Annotated in this window: 22 protein-coding genes and 5 pseudogenes; 13 read left to right on the top strand and 14 right to left on the bottom strand. The window is 68.7% G+C overall.

The window, feature by feature from the left end; all coding sequences use genetic code 11:
• Positions 1 to 201: 201 nt before the first annotated feature.
• From LWJ43_RS00325 to LWJ43_RS00290, 8 genes and pseudogenes are all read right to left on the bottom strand, one after another.
• The gene (locus LWJ43_RS00325) at positions 202 to 1089 is read right to left on the bottom strand and encodes a hypothetical protein (protein WP_277330235.1); all 888 of its coding nucleotides are present in this window, start codon (positions 1087 to 1089) and stop codon (positions 202 to 204) included.
• Entirely contained in the window at positions 1086 to 1421 is a 336-nt protein-coding gene (locus tag LWJ43_RS00320) for a PadR family transcriptional regulator (protein WP_277330234.1), read from the bottom strand. Before LWJ43_RS00320 ends, LWJ43_RS00325 begins: the two co-directional genes overlap by 4 nt.
• A 27-nt stretch (positions 1422 to 1448) precedes the next feature.
• Positions 1449 to 1700: a Tn3 family transposase gene (locus LWJ43_RS00315; protein ID WP_277335767.1), complete on the bottom strand. Its 252-nt coding sequence runs from the start codon at positions 1698 to 1700 to the stop codon at positions 1449 to 1451.
• Positions 1701 to 1786: 86 nt separating this feature from the next.
• Positions 1787 to 2058: pseudogene (locus LWJ43_RS00310) on the bottom strand (Tn3 family transposase).
• A gap of 174 nt (positions 2059 to 2232) precedes the next feature.
• Positions 2233 to 2463 (bottom strand): tautomerase family protein, encoded by a 231-nt coding sequence (locus tag LWJ43_RS00305; RefSeq protein ID WP_277330233.1) that lies wholly within the window; start codon positions 2461 to 2463, stop codon positions 2233 to 2235.
• Between the two features lie 29 nt (positions 2464 to 2492).
• The gene (locus LWJ43_RS00300; RefSeq protein WP_277330232.1) at positions 2493 to 2723 is read right to left on the bottom strand and encodes a hypothetical protein; all 231 of its coding nucleotides are present in this window, start codon (positions 2721 to 2723) and stop codon (positions 2493 to 2495) included.
• A 110-nt stretch (positions 2724 to 2833) separates the two neighbouring features.
• Positions 2834 to 2971 (bottom strand): hypothetical protein, encoded by a 138-nt coding sequence (locus LWJ43_RS00295; protein WP_277330231.1) that lies wholly within the window; start codon positions 2969 to 2971, stop codon positions 2834 to 2836.
• A gap of 41 nt (positions 2972 to 3012) precedes the next feature.
• Positions 3013 to 3795 carry an SDR family oxidoreductase gene (locus tag LWJ43_RS00290; protein ID WP_277330230.1) on the bottom strand — a complete coding sequence of 261 codons (783 nt, stop codon included), beginning with the start codon at positions 3793 to 3795 and terminating at the stop codon, positions 3013 to 3015.
• 158 nt (positions 3796 to 3953) lie between these two features.
• Here LWJ43_RS00290 and LWJ43_RS00285 point away from each other — a divergent pair, with 158 nt between their 5' ends.
• Positions 3954 to 4859 (top strand): helix-turn-helix transcriptional regulator, encoded by a 906-nt coding sequence (locus LWJ43_RS00285; RefSeq protein WP_277330229.1) that lies wholly within the window; start codon positions 3954 to 3956, stop codon positions 4857 to 4859.
• A gap of 18 nt (positions 4860 to 4877) precedes the next feature.
• Positions 4878 to 5108: pseudogene (locus tag LWJ43_RS00280) on the top strand (pentapeptide repeat-containing protein); the annotation flags it as partial.
• 311 nt (positions 5109 to 5419) lie between these two features.
• Here LWJ43_RS00280 and LWJ43_RS00275 read toward each other — a convergent pair.
• Positions 5420 to 6460, bottom strand: a complete 1041-nt coding sequence (locus LWJ43_RS00275; protein ID WP_277330228.1) for an NAD(P)-dependent alcohol dehydrogenase — start codon at positions 6458 to 6460, stop codon at positions 5420 to 5422.
• Positions 6461 to 6554: 94 nt separating this feature from the next.
• Between LWJ43_RS00275 and LWJ43_RS00270 the strand changes: the two genes are divergently transcribed.
• Complete coding sequence (locus LWJ43_RS00270; RefSeq protein WP_277330227.1) at positions 6555 to 7163, top strand: TetR/AcrR family transcriptional regulator; 609 nt, start codon at positions 6555 to 6557, stop codon at positions 7161 to 7163.
• A 65-nt stretch (positions 7164 to 7228) separates the two neighbouring features.
• On the opposite strand, the gene LWJ43_RS00265 is transcribed toward LWJ43_RS00270, so the two are convergent.
• The 3 genes from LWJ43_RS00265 to LWJ43_RS00255 all read right to left on the bottom strand — a co-directional run bounded on the left by LWJ43_RS00265 (position 7229) and on the right by LWJ43_RS00255 (position 10392).
• Positions 7229 to 8119, bottom strand: coding sequence for a hypothetical protein (locus LWJ43_RS00265; protein WP_277330226.1), 891 nt, complete (start codon positions 8117 to 8119; stop codon positions 7229 to 7231).
• Between the two features lie 560 nt (positions 8120 to 8679).
• Entirely contained in the window at positions 8680 to 9399 is a 720-nt protein-coding gene (locus tag LWJ43_RS00260) for an alpha/beta fold hydrolase (RefSeq protein WP_277330225.1), read from the bottom strand.
• Between the two features lie 21 nt (positions 9400 to 9420).
• On the bottom strand, positions 9421 to 10392 hold the full coding sequence (locus LWJ43_RS00255) for an alpha/beta hydrolase (protein ID WP_277330224.1): 972 nt from the start codon (positions 10390 to 10392) through the stop codon (positions 9421 to 9423).
• 453 nt (positions 10393 to 10845) lie between these two features.
• Between LWJ43_RS00255 and LWJ43_RS00250 the strand changes: the two are divergent.
• From LWJ43_RS00250 to LWJ43_RS00240, 3 genes and pseudogenes are all read left to right on the top strand, one after another.
• Positions 10846 to 11109, top strand: a pseudogene (locus LWJ43_RS00250) (amidohydrolase); the annotation flags it as partial.
• A 385-nt stretch (positions 11110 to 11494) separates the two neighbouring features.
• Positions 11495 to 12331 carry an alpha/beta fold hydrolase gene (locus tag LWJ43_RS00245; protein ID WP_277335766.1) on the top strand — a complete coding sequence of 279 codons (837 nt, stop codon included), beginning with the start codon at positions 11495 to 11497 and terminating at the stop codon, positions 12329 to 12331.
• A gap of 114 nt (positions 12332 to 12445) precedes the next feature.
• A pseudogene (locus tag LWJ43_RS00240) lies at positions 12446 to 12810 on the top strand (transposase); the annotation flags it as partial.
• Between the two features lie 129 nt (positions 12811 to 12939).
• Here LWJ43_RS00240 and LWJ43_RS00235 read toward each other — a convergent pair.
• Together LWJ43_RS00235 and LWJ43_RS00230 are read right to left on the bottom strand one after the other, a co-directional pair.
• Positions 12940 to 13554, bottom strand: a complete 615-nt coding sequence (locus LWJ43_RS00235) for an FMN reductase (protein ID WP_277330223.1) — start codon at positions 13552 to 13554, stop codon at positions 12940 to 12942.
• Entirely contained in the window at positions 13551 to 14636 is a 1086-nt protein-coding gene (locus LWJ43_RS00230) for an LLM class flavin-dependent oxidoreductase (RefSeq protein ID WP_277330222.1), read from the bottom strand. The genes LWJ43_RS00235 and LWJ43_RS00230 overlap by 4 nt, the downstream gene beginning before the upstream one ends.
• A gap of 607 nt (positions 14637 to 15243) precedes the next feature.
• Here LWJ43_RS00230 and LWJ43_RS00225 point away from each other — a divergent pair.
• The 7 genes and pseudogenes from LWJ43_RS00225 (at position 15244) to LWJ43_RS00195 (ending at position 23997) form a co-directional block, all read left to right on the top strand.
• Positions 15244 to 17985 carry a helix-turn-helix transcriptional regulator gene (locus tag LWJ43_RS00225; protein WP_277330221.1) on the top strand — a complete coding sequence of 914 codons (2742 nt, stop codon included), beginning with the start codon at positions 15244 to 15246 and terminating at the stop codon, positions 17983 to 17985.
• A gap of 89 nt (positions 17986 to 18074) precedes the next feature.
• Positions 18075 to 18806: an alpha/beta fold hydrolase gene (locus LWJ43_RS00220; protein ID WP_277330220.1), complete on the top strand. Its 732-nt coding sequence runs from the start codon at positions 18075 to 18077 to the stop codon at positions 18804 to 18806.
• Positions 18807 to 19056: 250 nt separating this feature from the next.
• The gene (locus LWJ43_RS00215) at positions 19057 to 20253 is read left to right on the top strand and encodes a sugar ABC transporter substrate-binding protein (protein WP_277330219.1); all 1197 of its coding nucleotides are present in this window, start codon (positions 19057 to 19059) and stop codon (positions 20251 to 20253) included.
• Between the two features lie 238 nt (positions 20254 to 20491).
• Positions 20492 to 21532: an AraC-like ligand-binding domain-containing protein gene (locus tag LWJ43_RS00210; RefSeq protein ID WP_277330218.1), complete on the top strand. Its 1041-nt coding sequence runs from the start codon at positions 20492 to 20494 to the stop codon at positions 21530 to 21532.
• Between the two features lie 37 nt (positions 21533 to 21569).
• A pseudogene (locus LWJ43_RS00205) lies at positions 21570 to 22345 on the top strand (transposase); the annotation flags it as partial.
• Between the two features lie 196 nt (positions 22346 to 22541).
• Complete coding sequence (locus LWJ43_RS00200; protein WP_277330217.1) at positions 22542 to 23120, top strand: Dps family protein; 579 nt, start codon at positions 22542 to 22544, stop codon at positions 23118 to 23120.
• A 520-nt stretch (positions 23121 to 23640) separates the two neighbouring features.
• Complete coding sequence (locus LWJ43_RS00195; RefSeq protein ID WP_277330216.1) at positions 23641 to 23997, top strand: hypothetical protein; 357 nt, start codon at positions 23641 to 23643, stop codon at positions 23995 to 23997.
• The last annotated feature ends 28 nt before the right edge of the window (positions 23998 to 24025 follow it).

Here is a 24025-nt window from a genome sequence, read left to right as displayed (position 1 = left end):
GGCGGCACCCGAGATCGCACGGCTGGCCCAGACAACACTCCCGGATAGAACCTCGGACAGAGTATTCATCTCAACGGACTATCGCAACGTGCTCGGGGCACGGTGTGCTGCCGGCATGGAAGCCGTCAGGCAAGACACGTGGTCGGCACGGCAAAGCCGGCCGCCCGTTGGCGGACGGCCGGCCGGAAAGTAAGGGCGGGGTCAGGGTCGGCGGCGCACTGCCTGGAAGAACGCGGTGAGCGCGGTCACGACCGACAGCAGGAGAAGGGTGCCGAGGACGGGCCAGGGATCGCTCCAGGCAGTCGCGTAGGAGTAGGCGACCAGCGGCGGAGAGGCCGCGGCCATCGCGCCCATCTCACGCAGACCCGAGGAACGCGCGCGCAGGGCGAGGACGGCCCCCGTGAAGGCGAGGACCAGCATCGGCCAGGCGCCGTAGTCCGTGGTCACACCGAAGGCCCCTGTATAGGTCCCTGCATTCACGACGACGACGGGAAACCAACCCGCGGCAGCCATGGCTCCGGCCGCCGCCGACAGCCGCCTGTCACCGCGTCGATCCGGAGGGCAGGCGAGGACGACGGCGACGGTCAGCAACGCTGCGACCGGAGCGATGGCCCCCTCGCCGTACACGCGAGCGCCGGCGGCCCACTGCACGGTCGTCCCCAGCAGCCCGCACACGGCCACCCCCACACCCGGCCCCCACCGGCCGGTCAAGGCGATGACCGCGCCGACGCACACCAGCAGTGAGAGCAGCATGTACAGGCTCCACGCACCATCCACGGTGGAGAGCTGTACCCATACCGGGGCCGGCGAGAGAACAAGCCCGGCGTACCAGCGCGTCAGACGCAGCCCGCCGTCCACCGCACCAGCCGCCAGCGCGAACGGGGCAGCCAGGGCGAAGAAACGCCCCGCAGGCGACGCCGAGTCAAGCCCCAGCCGAACCCGCAGGGCGTGCGCGGCCAGGTCGGCATCCGCACGCAGCCGGGCCGGACGCGCCATGTCCGCCGTCATCTCCCGGTGCACGGCGATGATTTCCTGCCCGTAAGCAGCCCGGTACGTAGCCGGATACAGACGGACGAGGGGATCGCTCACGCCGGCGCCGCCGCGCCGTCGGCCAGACGCCGCCTGACCTCCCGGGCGGTCGCGGCCAGCCGCTCCGCCTCGGCCTCCAGCCGCTCCCGCCCGGCGGGAGCGAGAGAGAAGACACGACGAGCCCGGCCGTCCACCACCTCCTCACGCTCCACCCGGATCAAACCCTCCGCCAAGAGCCTGTCCAACGCCCCGTAGAGCGCCCCGGTACGCGGCGTCACGCGGCCGTCGGTGATGGTCTTGACCTCCTGGGCGATGGCATACCCGTGCCGAGGGGCATTCGCCAGCGCCGTCAGCAGCAGCAGAGCCAGCTCCTGCATTCCTCGTTCGCTCATAGCAACAGAGTATTCCGCCCAACGGACCTACGCGGGCCGGAGCCGCAGTGGTCTCGTCCTCGCAGGTGGTGGGCCGGGCACCGTCGCCGACCGGGCTGTCAGGTCCAGGCCGAGGCGACTGTGCATGTCGAGCTCGAACCGGCCGTAGGGGTTCACGTGGGTCCAGAACAGCGGAGACAATGCCCGGCGGTCGGTCTCCGCGAGCCTGTCGGCCCACTTCGGCTCGGCCAAGAGCTTTTGAAGCAGCAGCATATTGACGTGGACCGGACTCGACTGCAGGAGGTCCAGGGCGAGCAGGGAAATCTCCTGTCCCTCCTTGTCCGCGCGCCGTCCTTGCCGTAGTACAGGTCGTGGTTGGCCGAGTTTCAGTTCTCCACCACCTGCAGGCCCTCGTGGATCTCCCGCCGCATCTGCGGGTCCGACAGGTGGTCACAGATGAGGGCCGTGCGCACGGCCCGTCCCAGCTCCTCGATCGCCGGTAGGTCCTGCGAAGCACCTGCTCGGCCTCGGCAGTGCCCAGCCGCAGCGCGGTGGTGTACTTGGCGATCTGGTCGTACTGCTGGCGGATCAGCGCCCAGTCGATCGTGCGGTGGAGGGCCGCGCGCAGGTTGGCCCGGTTGACGAACAGGTGCCGCACCCGCCGCAGCCTCGGACTGGCCGTGCTTGCCCCCGACGCCACCTCCTGGTGCAGGCACCAGCCGCGAAAGCAGGTCGCGCAGCACAGGTGGGCCCAGCCGAGGGCCGCCGGGTGCGATCGGCGGCCCTCGGTCTCACGGTGCTGTCTTGGCCGAATGACGGCTGGTGGGTGCGGTCAGGCGTCGCTGGTGTCGATCGGTGTCGCCTCACCGAGCATGGCGAGGGTCAGCACGTTGCCGGAGATGCCCCAGCCGCCGTCGGCGACCTCTTCGACCAGAACCATGGTGTTGTTACGGGCGCGCTCGCCGTAGATCTCGACGTACAGCTCGGTGGCGCGGGTGACGATCTGCTCCTTCTGCTTGGGGGTGAGGGTCTTCTCGGGGACCTTGAAGTTCGCGAAAGGCATGGCGGGTTGTTCCTTCTCTCAGTGGGGCGTTACAGGAAGCTGCCTGCGGTGAGCAGGCTGTCCAGTCCGATGCGGCGGAAGAAGTCGGCGCGGAGGCGGTCGGCGACCGCTTCGCTGCCGTCTCGGCTGGGGTTTAGGTGGGTGCGCTGAGACCGAGTGCCATGCGCCATCGCGACCAGGCGCGCGACGGCTTCAGCGACCTCGGTCACTTCGGCGTCCGAAGGGATGAGCGCGGCCAGGCGTTTGCCCGGATCGCCCATCAGGGGTGCGGCGTCGGCGGAGTCCTCAGAGGTGAGGTCCAGCTCGACGGCGTGCTACGTCGACGTGGTGGTCGGTGCCGTAGTGAGTCAGGTCGGCCACCGCGGTCGCATTACGGGGCGGGTCGTGGTCTGGCGATCCCCGCGTGCACGGTGTGACCGGAGAGGGCCGGAGCACGCACGGACAGCGTCCCGATGCCGCTGGAGGCTCCGGTGACCAGGATGACCTTGCCGGCGTCGTCGTTCCTCATGACAGGGTCTTTCGTTGATCGATGGGGTGGCAGGGGTGGGGTCAGATGATTCCGCCGTTGGCGCGGACGACCTGTCCGTTGATCCAGTGGCCGGCCGGGGAGGCCAGGAACGCGACGACCTCGGCGATGTCGGACGGGGTACCGAGTCGCTCAAGCGGGGGCTGGGCGGCCAGGCGGGCGATGGTCTCCTCGTCCTTGCCGTCCAGGAAGAGGTCGGTGGCCGTGGGGCCGGGCGCGACGGCGTTGGCGGTGACGTCCCGGCCCCGCAGTTCCCGGGCCAGGATCAGTGTCAGCGCCTCGACCGCACCTTTGCTGGCGGAGTACGCGCCGTAGTTCGGGAAGGCCAGCCCCACCACGGACGTGGAGAACGTCACGATCGCACCGCCGGGGCGCACCCGACGGGCGGCCTGCTGGACGACGACGAAGGTGCCGCGGATGTTGGTGCGGTGCAGGTCGTCCAGGACGGCCAGGTCCAGCTCGGCGATCGGCGCCATGTGTGCCCGCCCGGCCGCGTGCACGACGACGTCGATACCGCCGAACTCTGCTTCGGCCGCGTCGAACAGGGCTGCGACGGCGTGTTCGTCGGCGACGTCGGCGCGTACCGCGATCGCCAGGGCACCGCTGTTGACGGCCTCCTTCACTGCGGCTTCGGCCTCGTTCTGGTTGCCGGCATAGCCGACCACGACGGCGTACCCGTCGGCGGCCAGCCGGCTGACGGTCTGGCGGCCGATGCCGCGTGAGCCGCCGGTGACGATCGCGACACGGAGTGAGGCGGAGGGCTGGGCCTGGGCGGTGATCCCGTCGAGGGAGGTGGGGAGGGGCATTACTGACTCCTGTGGTGAATGCGGGTCGGGCCGCGGTCTCGCCGTCGCCCTGCTGCGTCCTTGACTATCGGCCGGTCCCTCACCCTTAGCCAGGGCTGCGTTTACCCAGGGGATGCCACCCCCTGGTTATGGCCTGGCGCGCGAGAGACGATGTAGGGGTGAACCTTCCAGAACTCGGCGCCTTCCTCAGGACACGCCGCGACCGCGTCCGACCCGCCGAGGTCGGTCTCCCTCAAGGCCCACGCCGGCGCGTCCCCGGGCTGCGCCGTGAGGAAGTCGCCCAGCTGGCAGGGCTGTCGGCCGACTACTACACCGAGTTGGAACGAGGCAGCGCGAAGAACGGCGTGCAGCCCTCGGCCCAGACCCTGGCCGCCCTCGCCCGAGCCCTGCGCCTGAACGGCGACGAGCGCGACCACCTGTTCCGCCTGGCCGAGCGGCCGGTCCCCCCGTCAGCACACGGACCGTCGGCACACGTGCAGCCCGCGCTTCTCGGACTGCTGGACCGGCTGTCCAACACACCCGCGCGCATCATCACCGATCTGCACGAAACCCTGGTGGAAAACGACCTGGCCCGAAACCTGCTCGGTAAGTCACCGGCACACCGCGGCCCGGCGGCGAGCTTCGTGTACCGCTGGTTCACCGACCCGCAGACCCGCGAGAGGTACCCGGTCGAGGACCACCCGCACCACTCCCGGGTGTTCGTGGCAGACCTCCAGGCAGCGGCCGCCCGACGCGGCCGGGACGCGGAGGTCCAGAAGATGATTGCCGCGCTACGCCGCCGCAGCCAGGAGTTCGCAGCCCTTTGGGACACCCACGACGTCGCGGTGCGCCGCATGGACCACAAGAAGATCGTCCATCCCACGCTCGGCGTCATCGAACTCGACTGCTACAACCTGCTCAGCGAGGACGGACGCCAGCGTCTGCTGTGGTTCACCGCGCCGCCCGGAAGCCGGGGAGCCGAGCAGCTGGAACTGCTGTCTGTCATAGGGACCCAGGACCTCAGCGTCACCGAGGGCACGGCACCGGAGAAGTTGCCCGCGGCGGAGTCCCGATCGCCGCGCTGACCCGCGCCGCAGGGGGAGGGCCAGGTCGCCGGGGCAGGCGCGCTTGTCGCCCTTGTCGTCGCCTACCGCCGTCAGCGCGTCGACGAAGCCGGCGCCCACCGCGAAGCTACCCGACTCCACACCGAACGCTTCTCCCAGGCCGTCGAACAACTCGGCTCCAACTCCCGGGCCGTCCAGCTCGGCGGCGTCCACGCCCTGGCCGGACTCGCCGACGACGCCCCCAACGACAGCCTCCGCCAGACCTGCATCGTCCCGGGGAGCCGCCATGCACTTCGGGCACGGATGGCGTTCGACGAGATCGGCTTCCGACCCGGCGGGTGGGGCAAGCTCTTGAGGGTCCGTCATGAGCCCGGGTTTTCGCACAACTTAAGTCGCAGAACTGCCCTCCTGTCACTTATGAGTGAGAACGGCTTCTGAGACCCGATCCGGGATTTGACGGTCTCCGGATGCCCACTTTTGATCTTGCTCGGGCAAAGGGTCGTTTGTGAGAGGGCGGAGTGCAGGGCCGCGGCGCGCGCCGTTGTCCGGCCCTCACGCCATGGCCCGGGCCCACCGTCTCTTCAGTCCAGGTCGGACATGTCGAGCACGAAGCGGTAGCGGACGTCGTTTCGCCGGAGGCGGTCGAGTGCCGTGTCCACCTGTGACGACGGGAGTACTTCGATGTCGGCGGCGATGCTGTTGTCAGCGCAGAATCGGAGCATCTCGGCTGTCGCCAGGCGGCCTCCGCTGCCCGCGGAGCTGAGCTTCTTGCGGCCGATGAGCAGGTCCATGGCCTCGACGGTGACGGGGCCCAGGTACCCGAGGAGGCTGAGGGTGCCGTCCATCGCCACCAGCTTCAGATACGGGGCGAGGTCGTGAGGGTCGGGGATGGTGTCGATGACGACGTCGAAGGTGTCGCGTGCCGTGGCCATCTGCTGGGTGTCGGTGGAGTCGATGAGGTCGTGAGCGCCGAGCTTGCGGGCATCGTCGAGCTTGTCCCGGGTGCGGCTGATGACGGTCGCGGTGGCGCCGAGTGCCACGGCCATCTTGACAGCGAGGTGGCCCAGGCCGCCGAGGCCGGCCACGGCGACGCGACTGCCGGGGCCCACGCCCATGGAGCGCAGGGGTTCCCAGACGGTGACGCCGGCGCACATCAGCGGGGCGGCTGCGGCCGGGTCGAGGCCGGAGGGGAGCGGGTAGGCGAAGGTGTCGCGCACGACGTATTCGCGGGAGTAGCCGCCCAGGGTGGTCGACCCGTCCTGCCGGTCGGTGCCGCCGTAGGTCAGAGTCGGGAAGGAGTGGCAGAAATTCTCCTGTCCAGCTTCACACATGGCGCACACGCCGCAGGAGTCGACGATGTTGCCCACCGCGACGTGGTCGCCGACCGAGAAGGTGGTCACCTCGGGGCCGGTGCCGGTCACCACGCCGGTGAATTCGTGCCCGGGCACCAGGGGCGTTTTCGTGTGCTGGTCGTAGGCGTGCAGGGCGTGCAGGTCGGTGTGGCACACGCCGCAGTAGTCGACCTGCACCGCGATGTCATCCGGGCGCAGGTCACGGCGCTCCAGCGACGTGCGCCGCAGCGCCGTCGGACCGGCCGCCTGCCATCCGGTGGTCGTCCGCATACGTGACTCCTTAAACAGACTGTTCTGTCTGTCGCAGCGTAGGTGTGACCGCACCCCAAGGCAAACCAACTGTTCTGTTTGGTAAGATGCGGGCATGCCGGAACAGCCCCAGACCTCGCGAGGCGCCGCGACCTACCAGCGCATCCTGGAGGCCGCCACGGAAGAGTTCGCCCAGCACGGCATCGCCGGGGCGCGCATCGAACGCATCGTGACGGCAGCGCGCACCAACAAGGCACAGCTCTACGCCTACTTCGGCGATAAGGAACGACTCTTCGACGCGATCTTCCTCAGTTCGCTGGAGCGCATCACCAACGTCGTGCCCATCGACGCCGACGATCTCGCGGACTGGGCTGTCCGTCTCTACGACGAATACCTGCGCCGCCCCGACCTCATCCGACTGGCGACCTGGACACGACTGGAGCGCCGTCCTGACGGGCACCTCGTCGAGATGCACCAGCACTACGACGACCGCAAGCTCAGGGCCATCGCCGAGGCCCAGGACGCCGGGCGGGTCCGCGCAGGTGACCCGTTCGACATCATGGCCATGGTCATCGCCATGTCCATGGCCTGGTCACCGGTCAGCAACGTATATGCGGCCAGCAGCCAAGAACCCGATGACCTACATGACCAGCGCCGCGCCCTGCTCCGCGACTGCGTCCAAAGCGCCACCGCGGCCGGCAGAGGCGACGCATCCCCCTCGTGACTGCCACCAACATCCGGTGACACTCACGCACGTTGCCTGGGCCTCGGCCAGGACCGGCCCAGGCCTCATGCCGGAACTGCCGCTGCCTCCACCTGCGGAGCGCGCGGGCCGGGCACCGTGGCCCCGGTGGCCGCAAGGTCCAGGTCGAGACGGGTGTTCATATCCAGTTCGAACCTGCCGTACGGGTTCGCATGGGTCCAGAACAGCGGCCCCATCTCCTTGTCGACCTTCTTCTCCGCCCTGGTGTTGATCTTCAGCACCAGCTGGATGAACAGCTCCACCAGCGAGTCGGTGATCTCGGTGTGCCGCACATGGCGCAGCGCGGCCAGCGGCGTCAGCCGCATCGGCGGCTTCATCCGCTCCAGGTTCGCCGGGTACTCCTTCGCCGCCCGCCCGCCCGCCCGCCCGCGCCCGCCAGGCGTCCACCTGCTTCTCCGACACATCCGCGAACAGGTCAGCCGGAAGATCCAGCTTCCGCACCCGCTGGAGCTTGTCCACCTCCGCGAACAAGCTCTCCAACCCCGGGGCTCCAGGGTCGGCTTCAGCTCGGTGAAGAACGACCGCCACCGCCCGCCCCCGGCCACCGCCTGGTCCCCAGCCGACTCGTCGCCGTCCTCGTCGCCCGCCACCAGGTCTCCCAGCCGCGAGCGGGCCGCGTGGGACAGCCGGTCCACGGTGGTACGGCAGAACCGCATATCGATGAGGAGGGCAAGCAGACAGCCCGGCAACTCATGAGCGGCTGCCATCCAGAGACCGGCGCCCGGCTGATCCGTACGCAGACGTCGTCCCGCGCACACCCGTCGGCGAAGCTGACGACCGCCCGGCTGGTCGAGGCGATCGAGGCCGCGGCCGAGGAGAAGGGCGTGACGGGCGCCGAGTTGCTGGAGGGCGAGCCGAAGCAGCAGAAGGTGCTGGCCCAGCAGCAGCGGATGGTGCACCGGTTCGGTGACCGGCACCGGATACAGGTGACGACCCTGCACAGGCTCGCCCGCGCCGCCGGCCTCTCGCTGGACGACGTTTACGGGGAGAGGGAGCTGGCCGAAGCGCGCGAGCACGCGGACCAGCGGGTGGACGATCGGGTCCGCGGCTGGGAGGAGAGCCGGGAGGTCCCCCGGCCAAGGCCGTGTCGTCGCGCTCCCCGACCGGACTGCGCAGGAACACGTCCTCCTGCCGGACCGGGCAGTCCTCCAGGAGGACGTCCACACTGCCGGAGGCCCGTATGCCGAGCCTCCAGTTGTCCAGGACGCTGAGCCCCGGCGTCCGCCGGGACAGGACGGCGGCGGCCGAGCAGGTCACGCCTGCCACCTCCACCCGTGCCGACACCACGAAGTCAGTGGCGATCGGCCCCGTGCCGGTCCAAAGGACTCCCAGGGCCTACGGGCGCCCCTCGGCTCTACTCGACGCAGGGCAGCGACGGTCGTGCCGTCGTGCCGGGCGGCGGCCAGGAGCGCGGTTCTCCGTGTGGCGACGCAGTTACGAGGGAGCCCGTCCGAGCCTCTCCGCCTGTCCCGTCCGGTCAGCTCGTGGCGCGTACCGCGTCCATGATCAGGGCGGCGACCTCCTTGGGCCGGGACATGGCGACCGCGTGCGACGCACCCTCGATCTCGACGACGGTCGCCTCGGCCCGCTCGGCACCGAACCGCTCGACCTCTGGGTTGATCGCGTGGTCGGCGCCCGCCACCAGGGCCCAGGAGGGCTTGGTCTTCCACGCGGCAGCGGAAGCAGTCTCCTCGAACGCTGCGGCAGCCAGCGGACGCTGCGTCACCGCCAGGACCTTGGTCACGTCGACGGGCAGGTCGGCGGCGAAGACGTCCGGGAAGGCCTCGGGCGCGATGGTGACCTCGACTGCGGAATCCACGCCCTCGACGGGGTACGTCCACTGCTTCAGGTTGCTCACCAGCGGGCTGTCGGGGAACCGGCCCTGCAGTTCGCCGAGGCTCTCGCCCTCTTCGAGGACGTAGGCAGCCACGTAGACCAGACCGACGACGTTCTCGGTGGTGCCGGCCACGGTGATGAGCGCACCGCCGTAGGAGTGCCCGACCAGGACGACCGGACCGTCGATCCGGGCAGCCACGGAGGCAACGTACGCGGCGTCGGAGGCGAGCCCGCGCAACGGGTTGGGCGGCGCGATCACCGGGACGCCGTGACTCTGCAACTCGGCGATGACCCCGGACCAGCTTGCCGCGTCGGCGAAGGCTCCGTGGATGAGAACGGCGGTGGGATTGGTAGTAGTCATGTCAGGGTTCTCTCTTCGCGTTCAGGCGGTGTGAAGGGCGGCGCGCAGGGTGTCGACGGCCAGCGTGATGGCGGTCGCTGCTGCGTGGGTCTCGCGCAGGGCGTTGAGCATCACGAAGTCGTGGATGACGCCCTGGAACCGCACGGCGGTGGTGGGCACGCCGGCCTCACGGAGCTTGGCCGCGTACGCCTCGCCCTCGTCGCGCAGGACGTCGGCCTCGCCGGTGATGACCAGGGCCGGGGGCAGTGCGGTGAGCTGCTCGGTGGTGGCACGCAGCGGAGACGCGGTGATCTCGGCGCGCTGCGCCTCGTCGGTCGTGTACTGGTCCCAGAACCACTGCATGCCGTCGCGGCGCAGGAAATAGCCGGTAGCGAACTGGTGGTAGGAGCCGGTGTCGAAGGCCGCGTCGGTAACCGGGTAGAACAGCACCTGCTGGACGAGAGGTACGTCGCCGCGTTCCTTCGCCATCAGAGTCAGGGCGGCGCTCATGTTGCCGCCGACGGAGTCCCCAGCCACGGCCAGCCGCGAGCCGTCCAGGTACTTGGAGGCACCCTGCTGGACGACCCACTGGGCCACCGCGTAGTTCTGCTCGATGGCGACCGGGTAGCGGGCGTCGGGCGACAGGTCGTACTCGGGGAAGACCACGGCGGCACCCGCGCCGACGGCGAGTTCCCGCACCAGACGGTCGTGGGTGTGGGCGTTACCGAACACCCAGCCCGCACCGTGGATGTAGATGATCACCGGGAGAGTGCCCTCTGCACCGGCGGGCCTGACGATCCGCGCGCGGACACTGCCCGTCGGCCCGCCCGGAACGGTGATCCACTCCTCGTCGACCGCGGGCTTGTCGATCTCACCGGACTGCACCTCGTCGACGGCCTTGCGTCCCTCCGCCGGGGGCAGGTCGAACAGGTACGGCGGATTGGCGGTCGCCGCCGCGAAGGCAGCTGCTGCGGGTTCCAGCACCGGCTGAACGGGCTCGACAGTGTCGGACATGTGAGTCTCCTGGAATGTCTATGGGGATGCCGGTTCTTCCGGCACCACGGCCAGGATCCCGAGAGGATTTCCGAAGCCGCTGGCCGTCACGCTAAGGCCACCGGCCGCACTGCGATTGCCCATGGGTGCACCGCTGCTGTGCGCGTAGCGCACGGATGCTTCCGGCGCTCTCCACCACAGCCGGCGAACGGATGGGTGCGTGCACTGTGAGGCCAAGTCCTGTGCACTGGCGGGACATGGGGGTGCGTCCCGTCGTGTCTATCGTGATGGCGAAGAAACCGCGGCAGGAACACACAGGGCCTGCCCTCGTCATGGAGGCACGGCGAGAGTCGGTGGAGTTCACTCGCTTCGATGCGCGTAAACGGACATTCGAGCATGACTGAATCGCCGAAGTCCGCTGCCACAGGCATGACGTGAATCTACATCGCTTTCTCCCGGAAGGGCTGTCAAGAGATGTCACCCATGCCCGTCGGCGGACTGGTTCCGCACGCCATCGACAATGCCGCGGACCTCATCGTCCGCAACGCGAAGATCCACACCGGCAACCCGAGCCGCCCGCACGCGGAGGCGCTCGCCATCCGCGACGGCGTCAACACGGTCGTCGGTGACGACAAGGACGTGGCTCCCCACGTCGGCGTGGGCACGAAGGTGGTCGACGCGCCCGGACGACGGGTGATCCCCGGCCTCAACGACTCCCACCTGCACGTGAGTCGGGGTTCGAGCTGACAGATGCGGTGCTGTGTGCGGACGGTGCTGTGAAGTCCCCGGTGGACTTGACACTGTTGCCCGAGCATCGGCGTGGTCGCCGAAGGAACAAACCCCGTGCGCCGGTGGTCGACGACGACCGGGAGGCCGGTATGGCTTGTCTCTGACGCCCACTCGGTGTCAAAAACCGACACCCCGCCCCCTGCCATGACGTTGGTAAGTTGGTCAAACGAGAAGACGTGACGGGTACGGGCAGACCACCACGACGACGGGGGCCATGGCCGCTCGGCGTGCGAGGTTCAAAATTCGATGCTGTGGGACCGATGATTTTTTCGCTGTGCCGCTGTCCCATCTGCATCAGAAGTACGGCACCTCCACGTGGAGCGGAGAGAAGAGCATGTCAGCAACTCGCCAGCCGACGGGCACCGTGAAGCCGACGGTTGTCTCGAGCGACGGCACCCCCATCGCGTTCGAGCAGTCCGGCAGCGGGCCTACGGTAATCCTGGTGTCCTCGGCGCTGGCTGACCGCTCCGACACCAAGAAACTCGCCGGCCTCCTCGCCCCGCACTTCACCGTCGTCAACTATGACCGCCGCGGCCGGGGCGCCAGCGGCAACAACGCCGACTACACGGTGCGGCGCGAGATCGACGACATCGCGGCGCTGATCGAGCATGCAGGCGGTATTGCCTCGGTGTTCGGCAGTTCGTCCGGTGCGGTACTCGCCCTGCGCGCCGCCGCGGCCGGCCTGAACATCAAGCGGCTCGCGCTCTACGAGCCGCCCTTCGCCGTCGCACCCAGCGACTTCGGACCGCCGCGGGACTTCGCACGGCACATCGACGGCCTGATCGCCGAGGACCGGCGCAGCGAGGCGGTCAAGACCTTCATGACCAAGGCCCAGGGCATGCCCGCGTTCATGGTCGGATCGATGCGGCTGATGCCCGGAGTGTGGTCGAACCTCAAGGCAATGGCCCATACCCTGCCCTACGACATCGCGGTCATGGGCGACACCCAGCAGGGCAAACCCCTCACCTCCGAGATGTGGTCGCCCGCGACTGCACCGACCCTCGTCATGACCGGCTCCAAGAGCCCAGACGGCTTCCAGAGCGCCGCGCGAGCGGTCATGGAGGTGCTGCCCGACGCCGACCATCACACGCTCCAGGGCCTCAATCACGGAGCGGTGGTCATGGCGCCCAGGAAACTCGCGCCGAAGCTCATTGAGTTCCTTCAAGGCTGAGCTTGTTCTTGATCTTCTGGCTTCGAACGGCGTCCCGAACTTGATCACCCAGCCAGGGGTTCGCCGGACGTGGGGGCGGCCTTCGTCTGATCATGTGCTCCGACCACGGTGCACGTGACCGAGACGAAGGCCGTGAGGGTGTCTGCTGTCCGGAGGGAAGCGTTCGCGGAAGCGTCAGGCCTTCGGGGAGAGTTCCAGGAGTGTCTGACCGCCCGGCGCGACGAGTTGTTCGAGCTGACAGATGCGGTGCTGTGTGCGGACGGTGCTGTGAAGTCCCCGGTGGACTTGACACTGTTGCCCGAGCATCGGCGTGGGCACGGCGCGATGTACGGCGGCCTGAACCACGGCCGGACCGATATGGGCCGGCTGCGGAAAGTGCTGCTGCGGGTTTCGATGGTGGACGCCTGGTGCTGGCGGTTGATGTGTCGCCGTGGCTTCGCTACGGATCGCCAGGGAGTCCTTCGCCGTGCCGGGGGGACCCGACCGTGGTACGAACGCGCCCACGAACTCCGCTCCGCCGGCGAGGGGCCGCGCCGATGGGGGATGGTGCGGGAGAAGCCCCTGCCGGACGGATGAGAACCCGATGCCGGCGGCCGCCTGCCTTGCCCTCAGTCGAGACGCAGGTCGGAGAGCTGCTGTTCGAGCACGGTGACGTCGTCATCGGGTGTCTCCCCGGGCGGGCGGGGGACCATGACGGCGGCCAGCTCGCCGGCCGCCCGCCGTATGCGCCCGGGCAGGCCCTCTGTGTACTCGTCACCGCCGGATCCCCAGTCCTCGGACGCTGCGTACACCGCGGTGGGGACGACGGCGGCGCGCAGGTAGGCGAAGAGCGGGCGCAGGGCGTGTTCCAGGACCAGGGAGTGGCGGGCCGTGCCTCCCGTCGCCCCGAGGAGAACCGGCTTCCCGGTGAGGGCGTCCGGGTCGATCAGGTCGAAGAAGGACTTGAACAGCCCGCTGTAGGAGGCGGTGAACACGGGGGTCACTGCGATCAGACCGTGGGCACCCGTCACCGAGTCGATCGCGGCGGCCAGTGGGGGTGACGGGAAGCCCGTCACGAGATTGTTGGCGACGGCGACGGCCAGTTCGCGCAGCTCGATGACATCGACCTGCACGTCGTGGCCCCGGTGGGTGAGTTCGCCGCGGGCCGACTCGACGAGACGGTCGGCGAGCAGACGTGTGGAGGACGGGGTGCTCAGCCCGGCGGACACGGCGACGAGTTTCATGCGGCGGACACCTCCTGAACAGCCCGCAGCGACTCGTGGGTGGGAGCGTCCGGCACGTCGGCCGAGCGGCCGATCGCGAACTCCTTCCGCAGGACGGGCACCACCTCCTCGCCGAGCAGGTCGAGCTGTTCCAGAACGGTCTTCAGGGGCAGTCCCGCGTGGTCCATCAGGAACAACTGCCGCTGGTAGTCGCCGACGGTCTGTCGGAAGGAAAGCGTCCGGTCGATGACCTCCTGGGGGGAGCCCACCGTCAGCGGAGTCTGCTCGGTGAACTCCTCCAGCGACGGCCCGTGCCCGTAGACGGGCGCGTTGTCGAAGTACGGCCGGAACTCCCGTACGGCGTCCTGGGAGTTCTTCCGCATGAACACCTGACCCCCCAGCCCGACGATCGCCTGCTTGGGAGTGCCGTGCCCGTAGTGCGCGTATCGCCGCCGGTACAGCTGCACCATCCGCCTCGTGTGGTCGGCCGGCCAGAAGATGTTGTTGTGGAAGAAACCGTCGCCGTGGAAGGCCGCCAGGTCGGCCATCTCCGGAGAGCGGATCGAGCCGTGCCAGACGAACGGCGCTACGCCGTCCAGCGGCCGGGGCGTGGACGTGAACCCCTGCAGTGGCGTACGGAACGTGCCCTCCCAGTCCACCACGTCCTCGCGCCACAGCCGGCGCAGCAGTGTGTAGTTCTCCTTGGCGAGGTTGAGACCCTGCCGGATGTCCTGCCCGAACCACGGATACACCGGTCCGGTGTTGCCTCGCCCCATCATGAGGTCGACCCGGCCGTCGGCCAGGTGCTGGAGCATCGCGTAGTCCTCGGCGATCTTTACCGGGTCGTTGGTGGTGATCAGCGTCGTGGCAGTGGAAAGGATCAGCTTCTCGGTACGAGCAGCGATGTAGCCGAGCATCGTGGTAGGTGACGACGGCACGAACGGCGGATTGTGGTGTTCACCGGTCGCGAAGACGTCCAGGCCCACCTCCTCCGCCTTGAGTGCGATGGTGACCATCGCCTTGAGGCGTTCGTGCTCCGACGGGGTACGGCCGTCGGTCGGATCGGGGGTCACGTCCCCCACCGAGAAAATACCGAACTGCATGGGGGCCTCTTTGTTTCGGCAACTGTGTGGGTGCCGAAAATGTAGGCACCGGCCGGATGGCCGTGATGTCTGTGCGTGCAGAGAGGCTTGCCCGTCAGCGCTCTCCCGGCCGGGTGATGGGCCGCTGCCTGCCCGGCCGCACGTGTGCTGCGTCGGGCAGGCGCACGGCGCTCCTGAACGTGGTACCTCCCCAGCCGTCCCGCGTGTCAGTGCGACAGGGCGGCGACCAGGTACTGATCCGCTCCGGGGCCTCCCTGTTCAAGGCGATGGATCGGGATGCCAGTCCATCTCCATCGGAGATGAGCGAGCCCATCCGGCGTGTGCGGGGAAAGGAGGCCGTCCGATATCTGCCGCAGCCGCGTCGACGCCCTGACCTGGGCAACCACGGTCCCGGTGCACGCAGAGAACAGTTAGAGTGCACTGACGGACAAATATTCACCAGCACATCGCCTCTCCTGCAGTCGCTGCACAGCCATCGGGCCGGTGGGACTTCGGCAAACGCGACGCAGGGTGACCGGGAGACTGCGTCCCGGAGTGGAGCGCGGTCATCAGTCGGCACGGACGGAGTCCGGGTTCGGTGGACGAGTGCAGGAGGATTGGGTCGTAGATGGCAGGAGCAGGCGGTCCGCTGTCCCGTAGCGGTCTGCGCGGCCGAGAGACCGAACTCGTAGAGCTTGAGGCGCTGATCACCTCCGTGGCCCGCACCGGGAGCGGCGGGTTGGCCCTCATCCAGGGCGAACCGGGCATCGGCAAGACCACGCTGCTCGCCGAAGTGGTCTCCAAGGCCGTCACAGCGGGATTCTCGGTCGGCGTCGGCAAAGCGGACGAGTTGCATCACGTCGTTCCGCTCTCGTCGTTGGCAGCCTGCGTCCTGCACGGCGATCAGCCACTGCTGACCGGCGACGACTTCGCCGAACTGGCCCGCAACCACGATCAGCGAATCTGGCTGGTGGAGCGCCTGGCAGAGGCGATCGAGACCAGAGCCGGCAGCGCGCCGGTACTGATCAGCCTGGACGATGTGCAGTGGGCCGACTCGCTGAGCCGGTTCGCCCTGCAACAGCTTCCGACACGCCTGCGTACATCGCCGGTGCTGTGGGTGCTGACCGGTCGACGGGAACCCACGGGACCGGCGGAGGAGATCGTCGCGGCCGCGACCGTCCTGCCGACGGTCACCGTCTCCCTGGGGCCCCTGTCCGGTGCGGACATCGCTCAACTGGCCGGCGACACACTCGGCACCGCCGTGGACGCACGCGTGCGGGAACTGCTCGACGGAGCGGGCGGTAACCCGTTTCTCGCTGTCGAGATGCTCACGGGGCTGCGGACCGCGGAGACGTCGAACGACCCCGTGCCCCCAGGGCTCGTAGTGGGTGTGCGCGGCAGACTCAGGTCCCTGCAGCCCGACACCCTGCGGTTCCTGCAGATGGGAGCGGTACTGGGACGCCGGTTCGCTTTCCACGACGCTGCCGTGCTGTGCGGCCGGTCGGCCGCCACATTGATCGCGGCACTCGAGGAAGCCGTGTGCGCCGGACTCCTGGACGACGACGGTGATCATCTGGTCTTCCGGCATGATCTGCTGCGCCAGGCGGTTTACGTCGACATCCCGCCGTCAGCCCGGAAGGCTCTGCACCGGGAGGCTGCCCGCAATATCGTCACTGCGGGCCACCAGCCGATCGACGCGGTGCCGCACATCCTCAGGGGAGCTCTGCCCGGGGACGAGGAAGCCGTGGTGCTGCTGCAGCAAGCGGCCGACGCCGTGCTGCCGGTCACGCCGGGCCTCGCGGCCGACCTGATGACGCGCGCACTGGAACTCGTGCCGTCAGCACATCCGCTGCGGTTCGCGGTGGGGGAGCAGGCGATCTTCTGCCTGACACGGGCCGGCCGGAACAGAGAAGCTCTGGAAACGGGCGACCGGCTATTGGCCGGCCGGCCCCCGCTGGAAGGGTTCAGCCGACTGCAGGCCGCCCTGGGCAGCACGCTCTGGAACATGGACCGCACCGGCGAACTGCGCCGCCGGGTCGAAGCCGCTCTTGCCACGGGGGGCGCCGCCCCGGAGATCGGGGCGAGGCTGGCCGGCCTACGTACTCTGGCCATGTCCCGGGAGCATGATCTGGTCGCGGCGCGTGAAGCCGGCGAGGCCGCGCTGCGGGCGGTCACCGCCATCGGTGACCGGGAGGCGACCACCCTGGCCCTCTCCGGGCTCGGAGAGATCGCGCAGAACGCAGGGGAGAACGCGGTCGCGCTGGAACGTTTCGCCGCTCTGAGCGCCATCGATTCCAGCTTCCTCCCCGAAGAGATCGTCGCGCACCTGCACGTCGACGACTTCGCGTCCGGTGAACGGCTGATCCGGCAAGCGACGGACGCCGGGGCGAGCCGTCAGGCAATGCTGCTGTGGGCCCAGGGACAGTACGATCTGGGACTCGGCCGGCTCGATGACGTCGACGCCGACTTCGTGACCATGGAGCGCCTGGAAGACGAGGTGCGGGTATCCGTCCAGCAGGTGAACGGCCGTGTGATCCGCTCCCGGATCGCACTGCTGCGGGGTGACCGGGAAGGGGCGCGGGAGCACTTGGCGGAGGCGCGGGAACGGCTGGCGGCCAAGCCGAGCCCGGGCAACACAGCTGCGGTGCGCTTCCTGGAGGCGGTCCACGCCGGGGCCGACGGGGACGTCGGCCTCGCCGTCGAAAAGATCCGGCAAGTGCAGCGAGAAGGTCCCTTCATGCGCTGGCGGCTTCTGCGCAACTGGGTCGATTCCGCGATACGCATAGCCCTGCGAGGCGGGGAGCTGGAGCTCGCCGAGCACCTGGCCGAACAGGCCAGGGCCCACGCTGAGCGCAACCCCGCCGTGCCGACCGCCACCGGCATCGGGGCGCAAGCCACCGGGCTGGTGAAGAGCAGTGTGGCCGAGCTCGAGCGCTCCGTGGAACTGCTCAGCACAGGCCCTCGTCCGCTGGTCCGGGCCGCCGCATACGCGGATCTCGGACAGGCGCTCCTGACAGCAGGCCGGAGACGTCAGGCGGTGAGCGCGCTGACGCACGCCCGTGACGAGTTCGCCGGAACAGATGCTCACGCCGAAGCGGCGCAGGTGCAGGATGCTCTGCGAGGCGCGGGGGAGGGCGGTCGCCAGGCAGCGACCACCGAGCGCCCCGTAGCGGGATGGGGGGCACTGACGCTCTCGGAGGAGAGGATCGCGCGCCTCGTCGCCGAGGGGCACACCAACCGGTCGGCTGCGGACCTGCTCGTTGTCTCCCCCCACACGGTGAACACCCACCTGACGTCCGTGTTCCGCAAGCTGTCGATCAACTCCCGGGTGCAGCTCGCCAACTTGGTCATGGCCCTGCCCGACGACTGAGGGGACGCGTTGGTACGTTCACGCGATGCCCTGCCGAACCTGGGCACGCTTGGCTGGGACGTTCCCCCACCCAGTCGGAGGTCACTGGCATGCACACATGTAGCTCTGCACCGCCGACCATCGTGCTTGTGCACGGTGCGTTCTCGGATGCCTCGTCGTGGGCGGCGGTCATCAGGCTCCTTCAGGACGCCGGACTGACCGTGCGCGCCCCGGCGAACCCGCTGCGGGGTCTGGCGCATGACGCCGCGTACCTCGGGAGTGTGGTGCGTGCCATCGACGCCCCCGTGGTGCTGGTCGGTCACGACTACGGTGGCTCGGTCATCACACAGGCCGCCGCCGATGCCGACAACGTCGTGGCGCTGTGCTTCGTCGCGGCGTTCAGTCTCGATGCGGGCGAGTGCGTTCTGGACATCATGAACCGCTTCGCCCCTACTCCAGTGGCCGACGCGACCTTCACCGCGGCTGTCCCCACTCGGATGTCGGGCGGCCCGGACAACGAGCTGTACATCCGTGGGGAACGATTCCCGCAGGTGTATGCCGCCGACCTTCCACCCAGCCTCGGAAAGGTGCTTTCGGTGGCGCAACGCCCGATCGCCTGCAACGCGCTGACCAGCAGATCGGGCGCGCCGGCGTGGGCTACGAAACCATCCTGGTACGCCATCGCGACCGCCGACCGGATACTCAACCCCGCCGCTCAGCGCTTCATGGCGCAACGCATGGCGGCGACCGAGCACGTGCTGGACGGTTCCCACGCCGTCGCGCTGTCGCAGCCCGACGCCGTATCAGCGATGATCCGCGAAGCGGCCGGACAGCGACCGTAGCGGCGACGAGCGCACGCGACACGGCCTTTGGGCGGCTGGGCACTCTCCCGAAGGCATCCCGGCAGTGGCCTGCCCCCGGTGCGTAGAATCTGTTCGAACGGAAGACGAATTCAGGCCGCTCCCACGGCCTCCTGGAGTCCGCCGGTCCGCGACACCCACCTCCGCCACAGACATCACTCAGTAGGGCACCAGCATGCTTCCACCAGGCCGACGACCGGTGCGGCGCATTGCCGCCCGCTGGACCGGGACCATGGCGCTGGCACTGGCCATCACCGGATGTGTCAATGGAACCGGTGGCGGATCCGACACCGGCAAGGTCGACTCCATCACCGTGCTCGACTACTACACCGACGAGCCCGAGCACACCCAGTGGAGCGAGATGCTCACTACTTGCGGCAAGGCCGCCGGTGTCAGGGTCGAGCACACGAGCGTTCCACCGGCGTCGCTCGTCCCCAGGGTCCTGCGACAGGCATCGTCACGGACCCTCCCCGATCTGTTGATGCTGGACAACGCCGACCTGCAGCAGGTGGCGCAGACCGGCGCACTGACACCGCTGGACCGGTACGGCATCGACACCAGAGGCTTCGCCGCGGGCATCCTGTCTGCGGGCACGTATCAGGGAAAAGTCTACGGGCTGGCCCCCTACGCGAGCACGGTCGCCCTGTTCTACAACAAGGACATGCTCGCCGAGGCCGGCGTCGCCGTACCCAGGACCTGGGGCGAACTGAAGGACGCGGCGGCCGAGCTGACCGGTCCGGGGCGTTACGGCATGGCGGTCGACGCGAGCGCCACTTTCGAGAGCAGTTGGCAGTTCCTGCCCTTTCTGTGGTCCAACGGAGGAGATGAGAAGCAGTTGGACACCCCGCAGGCCGTCCAGGCGCTCCAACTGTGGGTGGACCTGGTGAAGAGCGGATCCATGTCGAAGTCGGTGCTGAACTGGACGCAGGCCGACGTCCACGATCAGTTCGCCGCCAGAAGGACGGCCATGATGATCAACGGCCCCTGGCGGATACCGGCCCTGAACGAGGACGAGAACCTGCGCTGGGGAGTGGCCACCGTGCCCGTCCCCCGGGCGGGACAGACCCCGGTCACGCCACTCGGCGGCGAGGTGTGGACGGTTCCGCAGACTGCTTCCGGGGCCAGGCAGGAGAAGGCCGCCCAGGTCCTCGCCTGCCTGAACGACTCCTCGAACATGCTCACCCTGGCCGAGCAGCACTTCACCGTGCCCTCCCGTCCCGCGGTGGCCGCCCGGTACGCCGAGCGGAACCCGTCCATGACTGTCTTCGCCGAGAGCGTGGAAACGACGCGCGTCCGGACCGGCGAACTCGGCGTCAGGTGGCCCAAGGCGGCGACCGGCCTGTACACCGCCATCCAGTCAGCGGTGGCGGGGGAGCAGACACCGAAGGAAGCCCTCAGGGACGCGCAGCAGATCGCGACCAGCGACTGAGTCGTCCCCCGCACCCTCTTCGGGAGCACGGTCAGGGCGTCCGTCCATGCCGGCCTGCTGCTCGTTCCTTCTCAGCGCGTCGTCACTGCCGGCTCCGCCACCACCGGCGGAGCCATCAGGTGAGGAGCGGCCCTTTCCCACTCCTGCGTCGCTGATCTAGCGGGTTCACGCGATGTGCCGCCCCAGGGCCGGCTGGCACGGTGTTGCAGTAGGCACACACCAGCCGAAGGGCAAGACCATGGCGCCGTACGTCCAGGAGGGAAGCGCACCGGGCAGCTTCCACACCACTGATTCACTGCCCACTCAACACAGACGGGCGTACTGGCGCGAGGCCCTGTCCCAGACTTTCGGTGCCGTGAGCATGACCGTCCCCGACGAGGTGTGCTCCGGAGCGATCCGCGCAACACCGCTCGGCCGGCTCCAGGCCGTCACGGTGGACGGCGACTGTCTCTCCGCCGTGCGCACGCGCCAGCTCGTCAGCCAGGACGACCAGGACGAGTACGTCGTCGTCAAGCTGCTGGAAAAAGGAGTAGCCCGCCTGGAACAGGATGGCCGTGAAGCACTCCTCAGCGCCGGGGACATTTTCGTCTACGACATGGCGCGTCCCCTCCAACTGCATCTTCCCCAGCCCTTCCGAACCAAGTCACTCGTCCTGCCAAGAGACGTCTTGGGCCTGAGGGAGTCCGAGACGGCGCACGTCACGGCCTGCCCGCTCGGCCCCGACACCTCCCTCGGCGGCCTGCTCTCGCCCTTTCTGGCCGGGCTCGTGGACGGCGCCGGCAACTACCAGCCCCGCACCAGCGAGCTGATGGCCCGCAACATCGTGGACCTGCTCGGTGTGCTGGCCGACGAGGTCAGCGGACGGCCGGCGGAGGAAACGCCCGGCGGGAACCGGGCACTGCTGCTACGGATCCAGGCATTCATCGACCGTCATCTCGCGGACCCCAATCTGACCCCGCAGACGATCGCCCGGGCCCATCACATATCCCTGCGCTATCTGCACAAGCTGTTCGAGAGTGAGGACGCCACGGTCGGCCGGTGGACCCAGCGGCGTCGTCTGGAGGAGTGCCGACGCGATCTGGGACTGCACGGAAACGCCACGATCGCCGCAGTCGCACACCGCTGGGGTTTCACCAGTGCCGCCCATTTCAGCCGGGTTTTCCGGGCCACCTATGGAATGACCCCCCGTGAGTGGCGCGGTACCCGGCGCGGCAGGTCGCGCCATTCGCAGGACTCGCCGATGTCTGAATCCGACGCGCGCTTCTCTCTCATGCCGTGATCCGTTCAGCCTGTCGGACGGTAGCCTCCGACCTGACCGTCTTCGCCTGGTCGACACCCTCGCCGCCTCCGGCGAGAAGGGTCTGCAGGCGCTCCGGTCGGCACGCTCCGAAGTCCGTGACCGTGTCCGGTCGTCGGCCGCTGAGTATGCCCCGGAGGCCGACGGTCGGATCACCGTCGTTCTCCACGGTGTCCTCGTGATCGCCGAACAGACAGGACGTGGCCGCGACCTGGAAGTAGACCTACGGCCACCATCTGACGGCATCCGTCGACCACGGCCCCGGCGGAACCGGAGAGCCCGTCGCCGCCTCAGACCAGGAAACGCGGGCTCCAGCACGGCAGCGGACCACATCGTCCCCGCCCAGCTGCCCAAGCACCACCGGCGAGGGCGGCGGACGCTGATCCGCACGGACTCGGCCGCCGACACCCACGATTGCGTTTCCCGGCTCGCGAAGCGAGGATGATGGCTGTCCTACTCGGTCGGCATGACGGTCACCGAAGTGATCCACGAACACATGCTGAAGATCCTCGCCCCGGCCTGGACGGCGGCGTCGAGACCAATGGTGAGGTCCGTGACAAGGCCTGGGTCGCCGAGCTCACCGGCAAGCCGCTGGTCGGTTGGCCCGGGGGCATGCGACTGATCGCCCGAAAGGAACGGCCCCACCCCGGCGCCCGGTTGAGGATCACGGACGCGGACGGTAAGCGGATCACCTGCTTCGCCACCAAAACTCCTGACCGGCCGATCGCCGAACTCGAGCTCCGTCACCGGCTACGGGCCCGGGCCGAGGACTGCATCCGGGCCGCCCGGGCCACTGCGCAACCTGCCCCGTTCCGCTGAACGGAAGGAGCCCACCGGTGCACGGATGTCTGCACAGGAGCGAACGTCCGCGGGGGACGCCGGGCACAGTGCGCTGACGGGCACTGGCGCGTGCACTGCCGGGCAAGGCGATGCCGTGGCGCCGTCTAGCGTCGTTCGGGTACGTACAGCACAGCAACGCAGGAGGCGGATCATGACCACAAGCTCCAAACACGTGAGCGGCAGCCAGCCGTGGCTGCACCAGAAGGGCAAGGTGATACAGGACTTCGGGACCGTCAAGCAGTTCCCGCTGGGTCTGTCATACGAAGCCCGGATGTACTCGTGCCAGCGCCTGAACAAGGCACTGGCGGACACGCAGATCCTCTACGGTCTCTACAAGAAGCACCACTGGCTGATGCGCGGTGCGACCTTCTACCAACTGCACCTGGTGCTGGACAAGCACGCGGGCGAGCAACTGGAACTGGTCGATACCATCGCCGAACGTGTTCAGTCCCTCGGGGGTGTTGCCGTGGGTGATCCCCGGCACGTAGCGGAGATCACGTCCGTCCCACGGCCCCCGGACGGTGTGGAGGAGGTGCCGGCGATGCTGTCCCGGCTGCTGGAGGCGCACGAAGCCATCCTCATCGAAGCACACGACGCCGCCGCACGGACCGCCGCGCTGGGTGACGATGGCACTAACGACCTGCTCGTCTCACAGGTGATCAGGACCGGCGAGCTCCAGTCCTGGTTCCTGGCCGAACACCTGGTCGACACACCCCTCGTCCGCTCCTGAACCAGGTCTGCTTCCCCTGGTCGTCTCGGCGCCGGGCCGGCAACCGGCAGACCCGTCTCGCGGAGCTCGGCAGTCACCCGGGGCGAGCCGAAGGCACAGCCGGACTCCGCGTGGGCCACGCGATTTTTGCTGCCAGACGCTGGTCGGCCCGCTGCCGGGCATCTCTCGTGCTCCTCCCAGCAAGCTCTGCCCCGTCGCGCCGCCCAGCACGCACGCTCACCGCGTTGGCCAGAAGTCCTCGTACCTCCGCTACAAGGACGTCCGGCCGCCTTGCGATCGCACCCACTGGACGACGCTCCTCATGGGGCAAACAATGCCGGTCACGGCACTAGCCTCCCGGCCGGCCCGCCACTTGTAGTAGCTGGACCTGTTCAGGCCAGGACCTCAAAGAGAGCTTGTGATTGAGGCACACAGGCCGCAGCCCGTGTGGCCCGGTCGCTCTGGCGGGTGAGCCGTGGCCGTCATCGGTGCCCAGTGGTGGCACCGCGCCGTTGGGCACGTCATGCGAAGGATCGTGTGTGTGGTGGTGTCCGTGATGGCGTTGGAGTGTCTGCGCCAGGCGCCCGCGAGCGCGAGTGGGACAGCTGAGGACGGGCCGGTGGGTATCGGCGTCGTCGGTGCAGGGCTGAAGGTGCGTGAGGTGCGGAAACTTCTGGACGGCTGGGAGAACGGAGCCAGGGCCCGTGTGACCCTCTGGCAGCGCGGGAGCTACGTCCGGACGGGACGGGGGTGGAAGGCGACCGGTGCCCGGGAGACGCGCGGCCACCGGTTCGAGTACGCGGCGTGGAAGATCAACAAGAGCTTCCCGCACCGCTCGCAGCTGTGTGTGGAGTACACGGGCCATGACCGGATGCGCTGCGTCACCATCAAGCGCTGACACCCCGCATGACGACGGCGCCCGTCCC

Origin of the sequence: Streptomyces sp. JH34 (assembly GCF_029428875.1) — a bacterium.
Classification (GTDB): Bacteria; Actinomycetota; Actinomycetes; order Streptomycetales; family Streptomycetaceae; genus Streptomyces.
Note: the sequence above shows the minus strand (reverse complement) of the source record. Positions and strands in the feature narration are given on the sequence as shown.